13 protein-coding genes and 5 pseudogenes are annotated in these 19,029 nt (G+C 67.9%); 10 read left to right on the top strand and 8 right to left on the bottom strand.

All coding sequences use genetic code 11. The annotated features are described in order from the left end of the window. Positions 1–498 precede the first annotated feature (498 nt). Both ACFVVO_RS32600 and ACFVVO_RS32595 read left to right on the top strand, forming a co-directional pair. Positions 499–819 carry a hypothetical protein gene (locus ACFVVO_RS32600; RefSeq protein ID WP_390059784.1) on the top strand — a complete coding sequence of 107 codons (321 nt, stop codon included), beginning with the start codon at positions 499–501 and terminating at the stop codon, positions 817–819. Between the two features lie 805 nt (positions 820–1,624). Then, positions 1,625–2,884 carry a helix-turn-helix domain-containing protein gene (locus tag ACFVVO_RS32595; protein WP_390059783.1) on the top strand — a complete coding sequence of 420 codons (1,260 nt, stop codon included), beginning with the start codon at positions 1,625–1,627 and terminating at the stop codon, positions 2,882–2,884. Positions 2,885–3,090: 206 nt separating this feature from the next. Here ACFVVO_RS32595 and ACFVVO_RS32590 read toward each other — a convergent pair. Further along, positions 3,091–4,496: pseudogene (locus ACFVVO_RS32590) on the bottom strand (IS1380 family transposase). A 255-nt stretch (positions 4,497–4,751) separates the two neighbouring features. Here ACFVVO_RS32590 and ACFVVO_RS32585 point away from each other — a divergent pair. After that, the gene (locus tag ACFVVO_RS32585; protein WP_390059781.1) at positions 4,752–5,729 is read left to right on the top strand and encodes an alpha/beta hydrolase; all 978 of its coding nucleotides are present in this window, start codon (positions 4,752–4,754) and stop codon (positions 5,727–5,729) included. Positions 5,730–6,099: 370 nt separating this feature from the next. Further along, complete coding sequence (locus ACFVVO_RS32580) at positions 6,100–6,324, top strand: hypothetical protein (RefSeq protein WP_390059780.1); 225 nt, start codon at positions 6,100–6,102, stop codon at positions 6,322–6,324. Between the two features lie 332 nt (positions 6,325–6,656). On the opposite strand, the gene ACFVVO_RS32575 is transcribed toward ACFVVO_RS32580, so the two are convergent. After that, positions 6,657–7,133 (bottom strand): GNAT family N-acetyltransferase, encoded by a 477-nt coding sequence (locus tag ACFVVO_RS32575; RefSeq protein ID WP_390059778.1) that lies wholly within the window; start codon positions 7,131–7,133, stop codon positions 6,657–6,659. After that, positions 7,130–8,386 (bottom strand): IS256 family transposase, encoded by a 1,257-nt coding sequence (locus tag ACFVVO_RS32570; protein WP_390059776.1) that lies wholly within the window; start codon positions 8,384–8,386, stop codon positions 7,130–7,132. The genes ACFVVO_RS32575 and ACFVVO_RS32570 overlap by 4 nt, the downstream gene beginning before the upstream one ends. A gap of 666 nt (positions 8,387–9,052) precedes the next feature. Here ACFVVO_RS32570 and ACFVVO_RS32565 point away from each other — a divergent pair. From ACFVVO_RS32565 to ACFVVO_RS32550, 4 genes and pseudogenes are all read left to right on the top strand, one after another. After that, the gene (locus tag ACFVVO_RS32565) at positions 9,053–10,765 is read left to right on the top strand and encodes a M4 family metallopeptidase (protein ID WP_390059774.1); all 1,713 of its coding nucleotides are present in this window, start codon (positions 9,053–9,055) and stop codon (positions 10,763–10,765) included. Positions 10,766–11,174: 409 nt separating this feature from the next. Then, a pseudogene (locus ACFVVO_RS32560) lies at positions 11,175–11,612 on the top strand (transposase family protein); the annotation flags it as partial. Between the two features lie 3 nt (positions 11,613–11,615). Then, a pseudogene (locus ACFVVO_RS32555) lies at positions 11,616–12,299 on the top strand (transposase); the annotation flags it as partial. A gap of 74 nt (positions 12,300–12,373) precedes the next feature. Further along, on the top strand, positions 12,374–12,751 hold the full coding sequence (locus ACFVVO_RS32550; RefSeq protein ID WP_390059772.1) for a hypothetical protein: 378 nt from the start codon (positions 12,374–12,376) through the stop codon (positions 12,749–12,751). Here ACFVVO_RS32550 and ACFVVO_RS32545 read toward each other — a convergent pair. Beyond that, positions 12,704–13,915, bottom strand: a complete 1,212-nt coding sequence (locus tag ACFVVO_RS32545; RefSeq protein ID WP_390059770.1) for a hypothetical protein — start codon at positions 13,913–13,915, stop codon at positions 12,704–12,706. The genes ACFVVO_RS32550 and ACFVVO_RS32545 overlap by 48 nt on opposite strands. 275 nt (positions 13,916–14,190) lie before the next feature. Between ACFVVO_RS32545 and ACFVVO_RS32540 the strand changes: the two genes are divergently transcribed. Further along, the gene (locus tag ACFVVO_RS32540; protein WP_390059769.1) at positions 14,191–14,655 is read left to right on the top strand and encodes a hypothetical protein; all 465 of its coding nucleotides are present in this window, start codon (positions 14,191–14,193) and stop codon (positions 14,653–14,655) included. A gap of 234 nt (positions 14,656–14,889) precedes the next feature. Here ACFVVO_RS32540 and ACFVVO_RS32535 read toward each other — a convergent pair whose 3' ends face one another. The 3 genes from ACFVVO_RS32535 to ACFVVO_RS32525 form a co-directional block, all read right to left on the bottom strand. Beyond that, complete coding sequence (locus tag ACFVVO_RS32535) at positions 14,890–16,548, bottom strand: serine/threonine protein kinase (RefSeq protein WP_390059768.1); 1,659 nt, start codon at positions 16,546–16,548, stop codon at positions 14,890–14,892. 356 nt (positions 16,549–16,904) lie between these two features. Further along, positions 16,905–17,273, bottom strand: coding sequence for a hypothetical protein (locus ACFVVO_RS32530; protein ID WP_390059766.1), 369 nt, complete (start codon positions 17,271–17,273; stop codon positions 16,905–16,907). Between the two features lie 8 nt (positions 17,274–17,281). Next, on the bottom strand, positions 17,282–17,539 hold the full coding sequence (locus ACFVVO_RS32525) for a hypothetical protein (RefSeq protein WP_390059871.1): 258 nt from the start codon (positions 17,537–17,539) through the stop codon (positions 17,282–17,284). Between the two features lie 508 nt (positions 17,540–18,047). Between ACFVVO_RS32525 and ACFVVO_RS32520 the strand changes: the two are divergent. Continuing rightward, positions 18,048–18,341, top strand: a pseudogene (locus ACFVVO_RS32520) (transposase); the annotation flags it as partial. Between the two features lie 364 nt (positions 18,342–18,705). On the opposite strand, the pseudogene ACFVVO_RS32515 reads toward ACFVVO_RS32520, so the two are convergent. Beyond that, positions 18,706–18,807, bottom strand: a pseudogene (locus ACFVVO_RS32515) (phosphotyrosine protein phosphatase); the annotation flags it as partial. Positions 18,808–19,029 lie beyond the last annotated feature (222 nt).

Raw genomic sequence — 19,029 nt, 5'->3', positions numbered from 1 at the left:
CGGGGAGGGACCGTGAACACCCGCACACGCAGTTCGCGTCAGCGCGTCGAGCGCGACCGAACGAACGCAGTACTCCACGCGCTGCTGCAGCTCGGCCCGGGTCTACACAAGTCCCGGGACATCGCCGCCCGCACGACCATGGGCGAAGAAGAAGTCCGCCGACGACTCCTGCAGCGCTTCAAGGCCAAGGTGTGCTGGCGGCCGCGCTACAGGTACTGGGAAATCCGCCCCCTCACGGACGCCCCCGACCGACACCCCGGGACTCGTGCATCCGAGCACCACTCCCCTGCTGGACGCAGCCCTCCTCCTCGAAGGCCTCCACAACCGCACGCAGAAAGCCGCGTTGCTGCACACCTACTCCCCTGTCACGGAGAGCGCCTGTGCATTGCCGCGGCCGGGGTCCGCGATGAGAGCCTTCGCCGTGAACTCGCCTTCACTTCGGGAGCCGTTGACCGACTCCGCCGGGCCCCGCTCGACTCCGACGCCCCAGGCCTGGTTATGCCCGCCAACCTCGCCGGCCAGGACACCCCGCTACGCGAGGACCTGCGTCGGATCCGGTCCACCCAGGTCGCGCTCACCGAGTCTCCACTGCCCGGCTGGATCCTGATCTCCGTCCCGCTCCGCCGCCTGCCTGGCGCCCCGGCTACTCCCGGGGCCGAACCGCGCGTGGTCGCCGCCGCCAGCATCCTGACCCCCGACAACACGCAAGGCGACCCCCTGGTCGCCTACGGACGCCTGATGCGCAACGCCGTGCAGGCGGCCATCAAGACCAGCGTGGTCATCGCCCACCCGCGCTTCGCGGCCGCCCAAGCAGCGTGACCAGCCCCCGGGTCGCCTGCCCGCCAGCCAGGCAGCGGCTTCTCCAACGCCCGCACGGCGATCACCGCTGCCGGGCGCATACCCATGCTGGCCTCGGCACAGGCCACACCCAGCCAAGGAGGACAACGTGCCGGTCAGGAACAGCAGAGAACTGCGCAGGGAGCATCAGGTGACCTAGCTCCCCGCGGCCCCGGTGCTATCTGTCAATGCGCACGGGGCCCGGCCTCGCACTCGATGCGGTGTGCCACCACCCCATCAACCGCTGGCCCTTCGCCATCGCCCGACCTGCCAGTCGAGCGAGTCCCGGCTTCTCCTCACCGAAGGAGCCGGGCGAAATCACTCCCACTCCGGAGCTCGCGCCCCTGCCAGGGGGCCTCGACGTTCCACAACACCCGGAACGGATCGCGTTCATGATGCAGCAGACGGCTGCCACTTGCCACCTACCCCTGCCCCAATTATCCCGTTCCGCCCTCCACTCGAACCTCCTTTTCGACCCTTCACAGGAGCGCGCCCAGGCCCAAGCAGGGTCGCCGCCGACGCCTCCGCGGGTGCTCTCCACCGTCCTTTCGCGGATCTCTGCGGAGGCACTGTGACTAGGGTCAGTGCGATAGTCGCCCACCCAGCGAGCGGAGAACGGCTGGTCCCCCCGCCCCACCACTCCCTCGCCCGCTCCCCCGCTGCTCACACGCCGCAGGCTGCGCACCTAGCGCCCCGGCTTGCGCAGCCTGCCCCAGACCTCAGCGGTCGCTCCAAGGCACCGCAGAGAACGGGGCTCCTTGCCGCGCTGCCGCCCCTGTCCTCGCGCATGAACAAACTCCTTCTCCTCGGCGACCAGGACGCCGCGTACGCGACAGGCAATCTCCAACGCGGCGGAAAGAACACGGCCGCATCCGACCACGCCTGGGCGACGACCCGAGCAGTCGCCGCCGACGCAGTCCGCGCGGGTTGGGACCGCTCCTCCTTCGTCCACGTCATGCTCGCCGGCCCCTACAAGGCCGGACAGCACGCCCGCACCCTGCAGCACCGCCGCGGCTACGACAAAGCCGCAGCCTGGCTCCAACGGGCCTGGGACGGCGCACAACACTATGTCCGGTCAACCGACCCCATCACCACCCGTCAGGGCTTCCACGCCGCCCTGGCCGCGTTCCGCTCCCGCATCGAGTGCACCCCCTGGAATGGCATCGCCGGCAAGACCGACCTGCGGAACCTCATCGCCCGCATGGACATCTGTTCCCAGGCCGGAAGCTGGGACCACACCGTTTCCGAACGCGACCTCGCCGAGAGGATGGGAAGCAGCCGGACCACCGCCCACAACTCCAACCAGCGCCTCCTTGCCGCCAAATTGCTGCGCCAACTCGACAACGGCTCCCCCACCGAAGGCGCCCGCTGGATGCTCATTTCCCGCCTGCCTTCCACGACGTCTCACCACTGGTGCACCCCCAAAGGGCCGAAGGCTGGGGGGGCCATGAGTGGCCCAGACGTGAGACAGCCTGACACCGGCGCCGACATCGACACCCGGATAGCCGGACAGCTGATGCACCTCGACGCCTTCGCCCACCACGGCCTAGGAGGCAGCGGACTCACGGTCCTGGCCGCCCTGGCGGAGCGCGACGGTCAGAGCCTGACCGAACTTCAGCAGAGCGCCTCCGTCTCCCGCCCCACCGCCTACCGACAGCTCGGGAAACTCAAGACCCTCGGCCTCATCCGCCACGACGGGGAGCTCTACCACCTCTCCCTCACTGCCCTGCAAGGAATCGGGACGCAGACCCCGGACTGCGACACCCCTGTCACCGGATGGCCCGACACCGCAGAGAGGCTAGGCACCGCCGGCGCGGGAGAACGGCGACGCCGACACCACGAGGCCCAGCGGGTTCACTGGCATCACGAGCAAGTACGCCTCGCCGAGCGCCGCCGGGCCGCCCATCAGGCTCCCCTCCCCCACCCGGCCGTAGCCCAGCGGCAGTACGTCCGCGCCGACGGCTGCGCCATCGACCCGACCACAGGCGACGTCATCGAGGGACTGTACATGGCCTCGGACGGCTGTTGGGTTTGGGGTGCAGCGTGAGAGGCCGCGAGGGTGTCGTGCCGCTCAGGGGCTGGCACAGCGCTAACCTCGGTCTTTCATCAAGCCTCTGAGCATTGCGGTTGAGTCTGGGTTCTGAGTGGGCTGGGTCGTGACGGTGTATGCGGGCATGCGGCAGGCCCGGCGCGGTGGCCGGGTGCTCCAGGAGTCCTCGGGGTCGTGGTCGGGCGGCATCGCGAAGCGGCTGGTCAGCAGATGGCCGGATGGGGCAGCGCGGCCAGGCGGGCGAAGGCGGTGACGAGGTCCCGGGCCCAGGGCCAGTGTTCGGCGATCCCCAGCCAGGTCCGTCTGCCGCCGCGGGTGATGCGAGCGGCGGTGTGCAACAGTCGGTAGCGCAGTCGCTTGGGCTCGGCCTTGGCCAGTTCGCCGTCAAGGAGCAGGATCTGGGTCCAGGCGATGAGGTCGATGCCGGCCAGGGCGAGTTCCAGCCAGGCGGCGTTAATGTTCGCCTGGCGCGACGGGAAGCGGCCGAACCCGGTGTCCTTGCCGCACCGGGTGCGGTCCGCGACGCGGGCGTGGCGCGGTGGCGGGCGTCGATGAAGGCCAGAGGTCCGGTGACGGGAGGGCTGTCGGTGGCGATGAGCTGGTGTCGGAAGCCTTCGACGGTGTCGAACAGATCCAGGGCAGCGCCGGGGTGCGGGCGTTCTCGCCGCACGATGAACCGGGTGCCTTCGGGAAACCCGGCGGCGTCGAGCAGACCGGTCAGCTCGGCGACCTGCGCGCCGTCACGGGGTTCGTCGTCGGCGTCAATCGCGGCCGCCCACGCGGAGGCCGGCAGTGCGTTGATGGCGTCACGGACCTCGGCGTCGATGGGGGCGCCGACGGAGAACCGGGCGTCCACCCCGTCGGCGCGCAGTGCCCTGATGTGTGCCAGGAACGCTTTGGTGCAGCCGGCGGGGTCGGTGCGGACCAGGATCGGGACCCCACACCGCCGGTCGTCGGGGATCTGGGCAAGCGCGTGGTCCAGGACGGTCATGTGGTCGGCTGCGGTGTTGGACCCAGCCCGCCCGGGGCGCAGGATCCCGGCCAACCCCTCGCCGGTGTTGTCCAGGAAGGCCAGGATCGGGTGATAGCCGAAGGTCTTCTTCCAAGTCGGTGTCGCCTGCTCCTTCTCCGAGTGACAGATCACGATAGTGGCGTCGATGTCCACCACCAGCCCTGGTATCACCCGCCCAGCGGCTTTGGCCTGCGGGAACTTCTCACGGGTGTCGGCATGCTGCGCCCAGGCGATCTCGCGGGCCGCAGCTCTGGCCGCCCGCATCCGGCCCAGGGCCGCCTCGTCGATTCGGTTCAGCACCCGCCATGCCGTGGCCGGGGAGGCCACCGGCCCGAACAGCTCGGCCTGGTCCCGCAGCGCGGCGAGATCCGAGATGGTCGCGCCACCATCGGCGAGCATCACCGCCATGTCCGTGATCACCTGGCCCGGATCGTGGCCGCCGGTGCGCTGTCGTCCTCCGGCGAGCGCGTCACCGAAGGCACTGGTCAGCGCGGTCACCTCCGCCAGATCGGCCAGCAGCCGGGCCCCGGCATGCGAAACGACACCTCGCCCGTCGGACGTTACGGACAGCCTCGAACGAGACGTTGCAGAGCTCACGTGAAACTGCTCCCGGCTGCGGCGCTTTGATCCTCGACAAGTCGGATCATCGCAGCTCAGGGTGCACTTCTGCGTTCCGGTATCAAGATCCGGACTTACTCGGTGAGACTGGTCGAGATCGAGCAGGCCCACGCCTGACCCGCGCCGCTGATCCGCCCGGCCCTGCTGCGCGATCGGCAAGGTGTTGAAATCCGGATGATGCGAAAGGAACAGGGGCGCTAGCGTGTACGTATGGATCTTGAACCTGGAAAGACCGTGCCCGCCGTTCCCGTTCCTCTCGATGCCGAACTCCAGGTCGCTTATGACGCCTACCTGGCGGAGGAACCGGACTTGGCGCCGATGAGCCTCGAGAAGCTGTCGGTGATCCGCGCGGAGGTCGACGCCGCAGTGGCGGCGCTCGAGGACCTCAGCCATGGCGGGCGCTTCACCGTCTTCCAGCCTTCGGTGCCCGGCCTGGACGGCGCCCCCGAGATCCCGCTGCTGGTGTGCACACCCTCCGGCGCGCCCGCATCGCGGCCGGCGCTCTACTTCATACACGGCGGCGGCTTCTACTGTAGCGATCACCGCACCGGGCTCGACCAGATACTCGAGACGGCCGAGCGGTTCGGGGCCACGCTGATCTCGGTCGGCTACCGGCTCGCGCCCGAGCACCCCTACCCCGCCCAGATCAACGACGCTTACGCCGGTCTGCTGTGGGTCGCCGACCACGCGGACGAGCTCGGCATCGACTCGGAACGCATCGTCGTCACGGGCTTCAGCGCCGGCGGCGCCCTCAGCGCCGCGCTCGCTTTGACCGTGCGCGACAAGGGCGGTCCCCGCCTGCTCGGCCAGCTGCTGATTGCCCCGCTGCTCGACGACCGCAACGACAGCGCCTCGGCCCTGCAGATGGACGACGTCGAACTCTTCGACCGCAGCCGCAACGGGTTCGCCTGGAGCTCGCTGCTCGGCGACGCCCAGGGCGAAGCTGACGTGCCGCAGTACGCTGCGCCCGCCCGCGCCACCGACCTGGCCGGCCTGCCGCCCACATTCCTCGACGTCGGCTCCGCCGAGTGCCTGCGCAATGAGATCCTCGCCTACGCCGACCGGATCTGGCAGGCCGGCGGCGAAGCCGAGCTGCACGTGTGGCCCGGCGGAATCCACGGTTTCGACCGGAAAGCCCCCGAGGCGCGGATCAGCAAGGCCGCTGTCGCGGCACGCCGCAACTGGCTGGAGCACCTTCTCGCCACCAACTGACGGTCTCCCCTCCGGCGGTAGTCGGTCGCGGGATGGACAACGTGCCGGCCAGGCGTCCCGTAGCAAGGGGGGCGGGGGTCCGGCGGCGTCCGGACCCTGACGGGGCCGGGGACGGCGGCGGCACGCGGGTGGGCGCGGGGGCGCGGCAGGGCGGGACGGGACACGGTGTGTCCGGCGCGACGGGGCGGTGTCGGGACACGGTGTACGGGCCCGCGCCTCGGGGGCCGGGGAAAGAGGCAAAGGGGCCGGTGATGCCACGGGTCAGGTGATCCCCGGCCGGTGGCAGGCGGTTCGTCGAGTACCTCTGGCACTTTTGTGCGTGAGGGCGGTGTGCGCGGCGAGCCGGTGGTGAGTGCGGTGCCGGGACGCGGTGTACCAGGCCCGCGCGGGCTCGTCATCGACCGGGGAGCCATCTTCGTCTCCGCCGCGTTCCGAAACCCTCACCCTCGCCGCAGCCCTCGACCGCCTGCCCCCGCACCCCCTCAACCGCACCCAGCAGACCGCCTTCCTCCACCACCTGGCCAGCCGCCTCCAACTGCCCCGCCTCGCACCCGCCGACCACGACCTGCTCTGGCAACGCCTGCACACCCACTGAAACTCAAAGCTCCGACGCGGCCCTGACCCCAACGTCACCCGACAACTCCCGTGCGCACCGTACCTACAGGCGCGCCAACCACACCCCGCAAAAACCGGCCCCACACCCAACCCGCTGCGCAGCACAAATAGCCCAGCTCAACCCACCCGGCAACCACCGCCCGCCCTCACGGCCCACAGCAAGCCCCCGCAGCGGAACGAACGCACCACCCAGTACAACTGAGCAACAGCACGCCACCACCAAGATCAATAAGCACACGAGTCAGCTACGCCACAGTAGGCCGTCTGATAGGCCGCCGGGACGATGCCGGTGAGCACGGCGGTGAGTCATTGTCAAGATCTGTGGATCAGGCCAGGCTGAGGCGGCTTGGTGGTCATCCTGATCTTGATGTCGTTCTCGCCGTGACGAGTGACTGCGTGCAGGCCCAGTCGCCGGTAGAGGGCCCGGGCCCGTTGGTTGACGACGAGGACGTCCAAGGTGAGGTCCCGGCCCTGCAGACGGGCCTGGTGCAAGAGGCTGCGGATGAGCTGGCTGCCGATGCCGCGTTCCTGGTAGTCGGGGTGGAGCTCGATCCGCGCCAGGTAGATCGCCGTCGGTCGGTGCTCGACGTGGAGCATGCCGGCGTCTGCGCCGTCGGCGGTGATGATCTGCCATCGTTCCGGGGTGAACGCGCGGGCGTGGAAATCGCGTTGGATCTGTTCGTCCCAACCCCAGATGGCCGTGACGTAAGCGCCCATGGCGGCTTGGTGCAGCTGGAAGCAGTACTCGCTGTCAGCGGAGGTGGCCGGCCGCAGGTCGATGGCCGTCATGCCGCTCGCTCCGTGGGCCGCTCGATCAGCCGGCCGCCTTCGAAGCGTGCTCCGGCGCGGACGAGGGCGACGAGGTGGGGTGCGTTCACCGCTCGCCACCGCTGCTGGGCGGACTCGACGAGCTTGAAGACCATCACCAGGGCGGCAGTGCGGGAGCCGGCCCCGCGGGTGACCTTGGTCCGCAGCCGGACCGTGGAGAACGTGGACTCGATCGGGTTTGTGGTGCGCAGGTGGATCCAGTGCTCGGCCGGGAAGTTGTAGAACGCCAGAAGCTGGTCCTGGTCGTCGACGATCTTCTTGACGGCCTTGGGGAACTTCGCGCCGTAGAGCTTGGCGAACGTCTTGATCGCTGCCTCGGCGTGGTCGCGGTCCTCGGCGTTGTAGATGCCCTGGATGGCCTTCTTCGCGCCGGGCTGCGCGGACTTTGGCAGGGAGTCGAGGACATTGGCCGTTTTGTGGACCCAGCACCTTTGCTCGCGGGTGTCGGGGAACACCTCGGTCAGGGCTTTCCAGAAGCCCAGGGCGCCATCACCGACCGCCAGGATCGGAGCGCGCATGCCCCGGCGGGCGCAGTCGCGCATCAGGTCAGCCCACGACTCGGCGGACTCGCGGTAGCCGTCCTTGAGTGCGACCAGGTCCTTGGAGCCGTCGGCGCGGACCCCGATGAGCACCAGGACGCAGGCTTTGGCCTCCTCCAGGCGGACGTTGAGGTGGATGCCGTCGGCCCACACGTACACGTAGTCGACCTCTGCGAGGTCGCGGTCCATGAACGCTATGTGGTCGACCTGCCACTGCTGGGTGAGGCGGTTGACGGTGGCCGCCGACAGCCCGGCCGCGCTGCCGAGGAACTGCTCCAGTGCCGGGACGAAATCGCCCGAGGACAGGCCGTGCAGGTAGAGCAGCGGTAGCACCTCGCTGATCTTCGGGGACTTGCGGCACCACGGCGGCAGGATCGCGGAGGAGAACCGCTCACGCTCGCCCGTGGCCTCGTCAACGCGCTTGTCGTTCACCCGCGGGGCCTTCACCTCGATCACCCCGGCCGCGGTGGTGACCTTCCTGGGCTGGTGGTAGCCGTTACGGACCACGAGCCTCCGACCGTTCTCGTCGCGCTGGTCGGCCAACTCAGCTATATAGGCGTTGACTTCGGCCTCCAAGGCGGCGGCGAGCATCCGCCGCGCGCCGTCCCGGACGATCTCGTCGATCAAGGAGGAGCCGTCGGCGGTGGTGCCGTCGTCGTTGACTTGGCTGAGCACGGGCGCGTGCCTTCCCGACCGGTGCTGCGAACACCGGCCTACTCGATGACCATCAGTCGATCACTCGGGAAGGTACGCCCTTCGCGTGCTCCCCGAGTTCGATCCACAGGTCTTGAGCATGGCTCCACGGCGGTGCGACCGTGACTCTGTGAATCCCCGCCTCAGCGAATCCGGTAACCGCCAGAGTCCGTACTCAGATCCGTGTGTGCGCACACCCGGCCCGCACCCCCAGGTCTCCGCTAGCGATGCGTGGGCTTTCGAGGGAGAATAAGAGCAGGTCGGCCTCTTTGTGACGCAGCAGGATGGTTGAACGGGACAACGGGGAGTTGTCATGTTGCGGATCACTCCTAAGCGGAACACGACTCAGCCGCAGTACAACCCCCTCAAGACGTGCCCCATGGCGGAGTGAGCCCCGAGCAGTCGTTGAGAACGGCAACGGGCTGCGCCATCGGACGCTGTCGGTGAACTCCGCCCAGCCGGCGACCGTGGCGCACCAAGGTTCCTCCGCTAGTCCGCGAGTCCAAGACTCGGAGTCTGATCCGCTGCCGCTCAGGGAGACAGTTTCAGCTGGGGCGGTTAGATCCAACTCCGAGCGGGCGACGCCAGGCTCGCGGCACCACGAGTTTTTCGCCAAACCCCGCACCCTGCTCGGGAAGGAATAGCGTCATGCCCAACCAACAAGTCGCAGAAAACGGCCTGAGCGGCTTCTCGTTGCATGCCTTCGACGAGTCGTCGTCCCGCATTATCGCGCAACTGCAGGAGGAGCAAGCTGCACGTCCCGGCGTCAGGCCGGAGGGGCTTGAAAGTGAGCGCGACCTCGATCCCGAGTCGGCGGCGCGTCGCTACCTCGATCAGGCCCTGGAAAGCGCGAGGATGCCGTCCTTCAATGCTCCGATGGCGAACGGAGTCACCAGCCGGTTCAAGACGATCGGCACGGAAACAATCCCGCTCACCGACACCCGCACGGTGAAGTTCCGTCAGACACTGAACGACATCCCCGTCTACGGCTCACTGGTGACCGTAGAGCTCGACAAGGCCAACGATCTGATCGGCATCGACTCAGCCCTCGGCGAGCCCCAGGAGGTTGACCCGGTCGCCACCATCTCGGCGGGCGACGCCCTGGCAGCGGCCGCCACCGCGCCGCATGGTTATGTACCCGTCCTGGCCGGTGTGGTTCCTCGCCTGAACCACTACTTCGACGCTACCGCGTCTCGCTGGCGGCTCGTGTACATCCTCGAAGACGTGCCGGTGACCCTGGACCACACGGTTGAGCCTCAGTTGGGCCAGGAAAGCACATTCGAGCCACCCCGGTTCGTCGACTACGTGGTGGACGCTCACGACGGGCAAGTCGTATCCATCCTGCCGCGCACACCCAGCATCACCACTGGTGAAGAGCAAACGGCGACCGACAGCTTCGACGTCAAGCGCACCTTCCTCGCCTCACGGCAAGGCGCAAGCCTGGTGATGAACGACCCCATCCACAACGTGCAAACCTTCGGCTTCAACTTCGGTGACCCCTCCGTCGACAGTGATCGGCTGCCGGGTGACCTCATCACCAATCCGCCCACCTGGACACCAGACGCCGTCAGCGCCCACGCCAACGCCATCGCGGTATCCGAGTTTCTGCGCAATGTGCTGAGACGGGACAACATTGACGGACGAGGTGGTCCCATGTGGTCGACCATCAACTGTGTCGTCGCCGACAGCAGTCCCGGCCCCAAGCAATGGGTCAATGCTTTCTGGGATGGCCAGCAGATGCAGATGGTCTACGGCCAAGTCCTGCGTGGAGACCAACTACGCTCTCTGTCCGCCAATATTGACGTGGTGGCGCACGAGATGTTCCACGGTGTCACGGACCACACCTCACGTCTGGAGTACGTATTCCAGTCGGGGGCCCTTAACGAGTCCTACTCCGACATCTTCGGAACGATCGTCGCCAACTCGGAGAAGGAGGATCCCCGCACCTGGGACTGGCTGCTGGGTGAGAACCTCCTGCCCGGGGACAAGCCGCTCCGTGACCTGTCGGACCCGCCTCGATTCGGGCAGCCGGCACACATGGATCAGTTCCGCGTGCTGCCCAATACCCGGGCTGGTGATTGGGGCGGGGTGCACGTCAACAGCGGGATCCACAACAAGGCGGCCTTCCACTTGTTCACCGCACAGGCCGATGATGGCTCGCTCAAACTGAGCCCAGCTGAGGTGGCGGCCATTTTCTATCTGGCCCTCACGCAGCGGCTATCGCGGACCTCGCAGTTCACAGACAGCCGACGCGCGGTCGTGGCCAGCGCGCGGACTCTGTTCCGAGCACTGCCCGCAGACCAGCTGACCTTCAAGGTCACCGCAGTCGAAGCGGCCTTCACTGCGGTCGGGATCCTTTGAACTTCGCGGCACGTTCTGATCGGAAAAAGGGCGAATTCACGCCGCTCGGGGTGTTCCCGTCTGACGGTCGAACGCTGTTGACGGACAAGAGCTACCCGTGGAGATGCACCGGGCTCGTCACGACCAGCGATGGGCAAGGCGGCTCAGGCGTTCTCGTGGGCGACCGGCTAATGCTGACCGCGCATCACCTGCGGCCCTCAGTCAGTACCGGCAGTGGCTCCTGGTGGATGCTCTTCATCCCGGAGTACGACAGCGGCAATTGGTCGTTCGGAGCGAGCTACGTCAGCGGTCTGCGTCGCTGAGCCCTTTCCAACCTCACTTGCCAGGCGGGCGGTTGGGCTGACAGGCAGATGAAGCCCCTGGTAGATGGGTTTTCGACCAAGAGAACCGTCTCCACCAGAGGCTTCGCGTGCTTGTCTACCCGTCCGGCGTCGCCGTGTCCAACCCGGCCCTGCGCTTCCTCGCCGCCCGCCTGAGGGAACACCGCCGCGCTCGCGGAACCCGATGGCGGCGCCTGAACGCAGGCCGGCAGGCTCTGCTCACCCTCGCCCACCTGCGCAACGGCCAGCCCTACGCCCAGCTCGCGGCTGGATTCGGGATCGGCACCACCACCGCCTACCGATACATCACCGAGGCCGTCAACCTCCTCGCCGCCCTCGCCCCCACCCTCGCCGAAGCCGTACGAGCGGCGTCGACGAAGGCGTACGTGATCCTGGACGGGACGCTCCTGCCCATCGACCGAATCGCCGCCGATCGCCCGTTCTACTCGGGCAAAAACAAGAAGCACGGCATGAACGTGCAGGTCATAGCCGATCCGAAGGGGCGTCTGATGTGGGCTTCACCAGCCGGTGTCTTCGACCACCTCAACGGTCTCCTGTGACGCCTGGCCCGTCAGGCCGAAGGCCGCGACGGCGAGCCAACCGCCTGCGTGCTGGACGCGCAGAGGGTGAAGACCTCCAGCAATGTGCCGGCGGCCGACCAGGGCATCGACGCCGGCAAGAAAATCGTAGGTCGCAAGCGCCACATCGGGGTGGACACCCTCGGCCTACTCCTGGCCGTCTGGGTCACCGCGGCGAGCGTTTCCGACAACGTCGGCGGCATGCACCTGATGTCCCACATCGCCGCCACCCACCCTCGCGTGACCAAAGCCTGGGCCGACACCGGCTACCGCACCAAAGCCATCGAACACGGCGCCCGCCTCGGCATCTACGTGGAAGTCGTCCAACGCGAACCCGGCATCACAGGCTTCAAGGTGATCCCGCGACGCTGGGTGGTCGAGCGGACCTTCGGCTGGCTCATGCATCACCGCCGCCTCGCCCGCGACTACGAAACCCACCCCCATCGCTCCGAAGCCGTGATCCACATCGCCATGATCGACCTCATAAGCCACGCTCTTTCAGTGATGCGCCGCCTCCCCGCGGAAGCCACGTCCCGTCCAGGACGTCCGAAGGCGGTTCTCCGCGAGGCCATGGCCGACCTGCTCCCACCCGGCGTCAGGGCCCGAACGGACAAGGTCCCCTTCAACACGCTGTAGGCCCGCGGACTGCGCACGCACGGCGACGAACTCATGGACCTGTGTCGCTCGGCCCGGCCTCCTTGGTGGAGGAGATGTTCGACATCGACACACTGTGCCGGGCACTGAGGGAGGCTCAGCTGGGAATGGGGGACTCGTACGCCTGGGACCGGATGCGGCACGAGTACACCCCTGGCGAGCTGGCCGCGAACGCGCTGGACTTCCCCGGTCGCATTACCGGTGCCGCGGTAGTCGGCGCCGATGATCGCCAACTGCCTGCGCCCGTCACCACCTCCTCTTCTCTTCCCGACGACTTGAGTACCTGGCTGGCCGAGGCGGGACCGGACGCGTATGCCCTGATGCAGGTGACCGCGGGCGGACCGGATGAACAGCTCGCTGGCGTTGGTGATGTGGTTGGAGGTTGGTCAATGCCGGTTCTTGATGTCCCACAGGGTTTGTTCGATCGGGCCTGATCCGGCATCGACGATGCCGTACCGGCCCACGACTTTCCGTGGATTGACTTGGCGGTCTTCCTCTCCCAAGCGCGCGACGGTGTACGTCACGTCTGCGCCATGCGTGCCGAACCGCCAATAGACGTTCAAGTAGCGGGGGTCCCGCGTGTGTTCGTCGAGGGCGTTGTTTTCGTGCACTCTGCCTCGGTAGATGACGGAGTCGATGTCATTCTTCTTCGCCCATTGGGGAACCTTGCCGCCATGCCATGAGTAGGTGAGACTTTCGAAGTGATCCAGACCGAGACGGTCCTTACGGCCGAAGCTCGCGGTGGCGTAGAAGGCCAAATGGTCGTACGGCGTCTTGACGGGAAGTTGTACAACGGTCCGAGTGACAAGGCTGTCGCTTGCCTCGATCCAGTCTCCGGGATCCATCCACGGCTGTGCCATCACCATTTCGCCGGGCTCGTGGACCTCCCTGCGCGTCAGAGGACTTCTCTCCCGGAATTCACGCTGTTGCTGCGCGTCAGCGCGCCACTGCAGGCGGAGGCGGTCCTTCGTGGCCGGCGGCACCCGCACGCCCATGGCGTGGAATTCGGCGCCGACCACGTAGAAGCCCATCGCGCTGTGGTTCTCGAGTCTGATGGCGACCGGCACGGCGAACCACTTGCGGTCCTGACTCAGCATGGCCTGACCCACGCTCATCGTGATGAGCGGTCTGCCTCCGTGTTGGTACGGCTGGTAGAGGTGCTGATAGCCAAAATTGGTCACCGCGAGGACCGAGGAGACGACCACTGCCGCGGCCACGCGCTTGGGAGCGGGGATGTCGACCCGTGTCCGCCACACCAAGAAGGCGGCCAACGCGGAGGCCACGGTGAGCAGGCCCCACAAAGCCTGGTACGGCGTGGAATCGCCGTCCCTGAACACCTCCAGGGTGAGCATGGCGTTGGTCACAAATGCGGCGACCGTGCCGATCAGCGCAACCAGCCCGGCGTGCGGGAAGCAGCCCCGGAATGCGTAGTCCAGAACTGCGATGGCGCCCACGAAGGTGACGACCGAGGCCACGAACAGGACGGCACCGGTAATGCGACCGGGGAAGTCCAGCGCGTGCATCAGGTCTTGGATGCCGAACCAACCAAGGTATGCCGTCGTCACCATGAGGACCAGCACGATGAATGCCACGATCATCCACGGCCGCACAGTCGCCCAGAGACGCGAGACGGCCCATGGTCTGGGGGAAAGCTTCGCATGATCACCTCCTGAGGCGGTTCGAGCCCCATCGTTCGCGGTGATCCATCGCATGACCATTCGAACACCCCCGCCAGCGGCATATGCCACCCGAATGCCGAGCAATCTCCCACCCGGCATCCTGCACGCAGAGAGGCCGTACACGAGGCGATGCCGGCGCCGGCAAGCGAGGAAGTCACTCTCGCACTCGCCGACGCCTGCCGCGATCCGACCAGATGCTCCTCGCCGGTGAGGGATGCCGGCGCTGGCGGTCGCAACCGGCCACGTCCTGTGAATGCCCGTACGCGGGCGAATGGCACGGCCAGGCCCTCGACGAAGCGGCCGCCGAGCTGGGCGTCGACCTGCGCGCCGTCTGGGTCCGGGCCCGCACCGACACCCGCCTCGCCGTCGCGCTCGCCGGCCGCGACCCGGACGCCCTCGACGAACGCGGCCACGCCCTGCGCGCCGACTACCTCCGCCTCCTGGCCCTCGGCCTGCCCCCGTCCCGCGCCGAGCTGATCCTGGGCACCGGAGACCCGGGAGCATGGCGCGGTGACGACCCGGCGTTCGCGGCCGCCTGCGACGCCGTCAGCGCCGCCTCAGCCCTCATCGGGCAATACGACAGCCCCGTCACCGCGAGCGGCGACATCACCGGCTACGCTGCCGCGCGCAGAAGATGCGATCTCCCCCGTGCATCGTGACGGTAGCGGGATTCGGACAGGCCCAGACACGTAAGACGCCTACGGCTGGGCTCTCGCACACTCGCTTCCGGCGGCGAGGGCCAAGCTCGAGCGGGCGGAGCTTCTTGACTGAGCATCAGGACAAGGAAACCGAAGACGCCGCCCGCGCCACGCACGGTAGTTGAAACCGAACGAGAAGGCCGTGAAGGTCAAGGCCACACGACGCATCCTGCCAAGGCAGGCTCTAGCAGAGGACTACTGATAGACCATGGTGATCGGAGTTGAGACGCTGGCGCCGCTGTTGGGGGCGGAGTAGGAGATGGTCCACACCGCTCCTGTCTTGTTCGGGGAGCCGTACAGGTAGCCGCCGTTGTCGCAGCCGTAGTTCTGGCGTTGCCCCGCCAGCACGGACGTCCCGCCGCCCATGAACGAGCAGCGGGCGCCGTTGGCCAGGACGATGGTGATCGGTTCGATGTCGGGTCCGCCGGGCATGTGATCGTTGTTGCCGGGAAAGCCCTGCGGGACCGACAGTTTGACCATGCGGTTGGGGGCTCCGTCCAGGCACAGGGCACTGGTGTCCTCGGGATTTGAGTCCGGGGAGAAGCAGGGGTCGAGGATCCGGTCGCCGGCGGTGCAGCGCCAGGCGTCCGTGCGCATGGTGGATTCGGCGGTCCCGAAGCAGGAGCCGCTGGCCCGGTCGGTGATGGTGAGGCCGCTCGCAGGGGTGCCGTCCAGGGACCAAGGGCTGAGGGTGACCACCTGGGTCTGCGTCGTCTGCATGGATGAGGTCGCGGCGGCAGGGGTTTGTGGCGGGGCGGAGGTGGCGGGGCGGGCGATGGGTGAGCGGGAGGCCGCCGGTTCGGTGGCAGGGGTGGTGCGGACTGCGGTCGCGTGCGGCGGGTGGTTGCCGCGCGCTTGGGCATGGCCAGGCGTCAGCGCGAACCAGGTGCCCGTTGCTGTCGCGGCGAACACTGCGGCCGCGAGAACGGTGAGCCAGACGCGCCTGCCCCAACGGTATGTCGCGGGAGTGGGCCAGGCGGGGTCTTCGGCGGTTGGGGGGTGCCACTGCTCGGCGATGAGATTCGGGATCTCAGTGGGCTGCTCGTGGAGCGCGCCGAGGACCTGGGTCGCCTGTTCGCCGAGCAGTTCGGCGGTCTTCTCCGCGATGACGGCGGAGGAGGGCCGGTGGGCCGGGTCTTTGGCCAGGCAGGACTTCACCACGTCGGCCAACTCGTCGGGGATGCCCGCGAGGTCCGGCTCGCCGTTGAGTACGCGGAAAGCGACCGCCTCAGCGTTGCCGGTGCCGAAGGGGTGGCGCCCGGTGGCCGCGAAGGCGAGCAGCGCTCCCCATGCGAAAACGTCCGCGGGTGGCCCGGCGGTCCCGTCCCGGTAGTGCTCGGGACTGAGCCAGCCCGGGGTCCCGGTCAGCATGCCGGTACGGGTGACCGCGGTGCCGTCGGCGACATGGGCGATGCCGAAGTCCAGTACCCGCGGCCCGTCCGGAGCGAGAATCACGTTCCCGGGTTTCAGGTCGCGGTGGACCACCCCGGCGGCGTGCACGGCCGCCAGCGCGCCGGCGGTGCCAGTGGCGAACAGGTGCAGCTGGATGCCGGCCAGCGGCCCCTGCGTCGCAACATGCTGGGAGAGAGTTGTCCCGGGCACGTGGGCGGTGGCAAGCCACGGGGTCTCGGCCTCGGGATCGGCCTCCAGCAGCGGCACGAGGCACGGGCCTGAAACCCGCCGCAGCACCTGCACCTCTCGGCGGAACCGGGCCCGGAACTGTTCATCCGTCGCCTGCCCGGCGTGCACGACCTTCACTGCTACCCGTTCGCCCCGCTCCCCCACCGCGGCGTACACCGTGCCCATCCCGCCCACACCGAGCACCCCGACCACCTGGTAACGCCCGATCCGCACCGGATCCGATGCACGACGAGCAGCAATCAGCGACACGAACAACAACCCCCGCCGAGCGTGAATGTGCGCAGGATGTGAACCTTAGCGGCCCTCACGGGCGTTGGAGGCCAGTTGGTGCCGGCTCCGGCAGCTCACTCAGAGGTGTCAGCGTCCTCGGGAGTCGGCGCTCGCGACCCGGGCGGCTTCCGCGCCTCCTCTCGCGCATGCCGGGCCGCCGGCCACCGGATCGAGAGGATCGAGCTGGCTATCCTGAGGGGGTGTTGAGCCTGTTGGGCGCCGTGGCCCTGTAGCTGCTTGTCTCACGTCGCCGCCCCTATATCCGCCGTTCTGACGACCGTGCGTGGCGGGACTGATGGTCAGGGGGTGAGGTCGAGAACGCGGACCGGCTGGCCGTGCCACCGCTCGGGGGCTGTGGTGGCGATGATCGCCCCGTCGGGGCGGTCTGGGGTGGGCTGAGTGGCGTGCTGGGCGTGCGCGGTGGCCCAGGTGTCTTGCGCGGCGATGGCGAGGGCGGCAGGCAGGTCCAGGTCCAAGACGGTGACGCCAGGTAGCGCGGCGAGATGCTCTGCTGTGCCGGGTCGGGCGCGGTCGGCTTCGACCAGTGCGCAGGTCGGGGCGTAGAGGTACCAGCCGGTTTCCACGTGGGCGCGGTGGATCAATCGGGAGGCAAGGATGTTGCCGAGGCCGGCTGCGGCCATGGCGGTGTCGTCGAGGACGATGTGCATCGCGTCGCTCACTGCGCGCCCGCTTGCGCCAGTCGGCGGTCGAGTTCGCTGTCGAGGTCCCGCTCCTGTGTCGGGGTCGGCGCGTAGCCGGTCCATTCTTTCAGTGCGGCGCGGGCCTGCTCAGCTCGCTCGGCCCGCTCTGCGGGAGTGAGGAGGGTTTCAGCGAGCCGTGCCAGGTAGGCGCGCAGCGACATGCCCTCGGCTGCCGCTATGGCCGCCAGCCGGTCTCGGGCTTCCTCGGGGATGCGGACATTGGCGTCGGACATCATCGTGCTCCCTTCCACCCACGCAGGGTACGGGTACGTACCCATACCCGTAAAGGTCCAGACGCTGCTCCCGGACATCCGAACCACTGCTCCCGGGGTATGTCAGCGCTAGCTAGCTAGGGCCTGTCTGACAAATGATCACCGAGCGGGTGCGGCTCGGTCCAACTGCCTTGCCGTCCTGACGGCAGCCAGTGATTCTGGGCAGGTGCCAGGACAGGGGAAGAGAAGGCGGCGGCAAGAGGACACGCGGCAGCGGCTTGCTGCTCGCAATGCGCCGGATGCGGGACAGTGGGAAGTGGTCGTTGAGACTCAGCACCAGGCGGAGATGCGTACGCGGTTGCGCCGTCTTCGGGAGGCAGGAGTCGATGGGGAGATGATCCGGATCGACACGCTGTGCGGTCGCCTTGCGCTGCCGACCACCTACCGGCTGAGCCGTTTCGTGACGGATCCCGCGCGGGAGTCCGAGCACGAGCACTCTGATCATTGATCTTGTGGCAGGTCGAGGTGACTGACGGATGCGGCGTGGGAGCGAATAGAGCCCCTGTCGCCGCGGGTAGATGGGAGTGGTCGACCGTGGCGTGATCACCGGCAGGTGGTCAACGGAGTGCTGTGGCGGCTGCGGACCGGGGCTCCGTGGCGTGATCTGCCCGAGCGGTACGGGCCCTGGCAGACCGTCTACGAGCGGTTCGCCCGCTGGGAAGCGGACGGGACCTGGGCGAAGTTGCTGGAACACGTCCAGGTCCGCGACGACGCGGTGGACCGTCTCCGCGACGCACCGACCATCGCCAGCCGCCGGCACCGAGTGCCCTTCTCCGTGAGCGCTCCACATCTGGACTGCGTACGAGCCACGTCTCCCACCCCCCGGTCTCGACCGTCGTGCGGACCAGTGCAGGATTGCCGGGCACATGTCCTCTGCGGAAGGCGCACCGCTCCGCGCAGCGGGGCACGGCGGCCCAAGGAGGTTGCTCGGGGGTGCACGCTTTCCAAGTCTGTTGGCGGCCAGCCAGAGGCCGTGTCCGGGCATTCACCTGCGTTCATGCTCGTCCGGACGCTCATCACGAGCCTGGGGCCGGACTCGCCTGAACGGTGGTGTCCGTCGCTGAATGAGACGGACACTGAAACGGACTAGCCGCGACAGGTCCGCTGGCCATCGGCCCCAGTGAGCGTCAGTCCTGGTGCTTCGCGGCGTCGATCTCGGCGATCAGGGCCTCGATGCGGGTCTTGATCTCGTCGCGGATCGGGCGGACAGCTTCGACGCCCTTGCCGGAATAGGGAACTGTCCGGTCCTGGCCTCGGTCCGGCCCCTGCCTCGGCCCATGATCCGCCGGACGAGCCCAAGACCGGAATGCCGGCGACGGTCCACTGCCAGGCGGTCTGGGGGTGGCTGGATGCTAGGCCGTCCCACGCGCCGACCAACTCCAGTAGGTGGGCACGTGATTGATTGTGAGCCGCGCAGTGCTTATCCGTTGTGGTCTGCGTGCATCTTGGCA

Source organism: Streptomyces sp. NPDC058145 (genome assembly GCF_042884245.1).
Taxonomy (GTDB): Bacteria; Actinomycetota; Actinomycetes; order Streptomycetales; family Streptomycetaceae; genus Streptomyces.
Note: the sequence above shows the minus strand (reverse complement) of the source record. Positions and strands in the feature narration are given on the sequence as shown.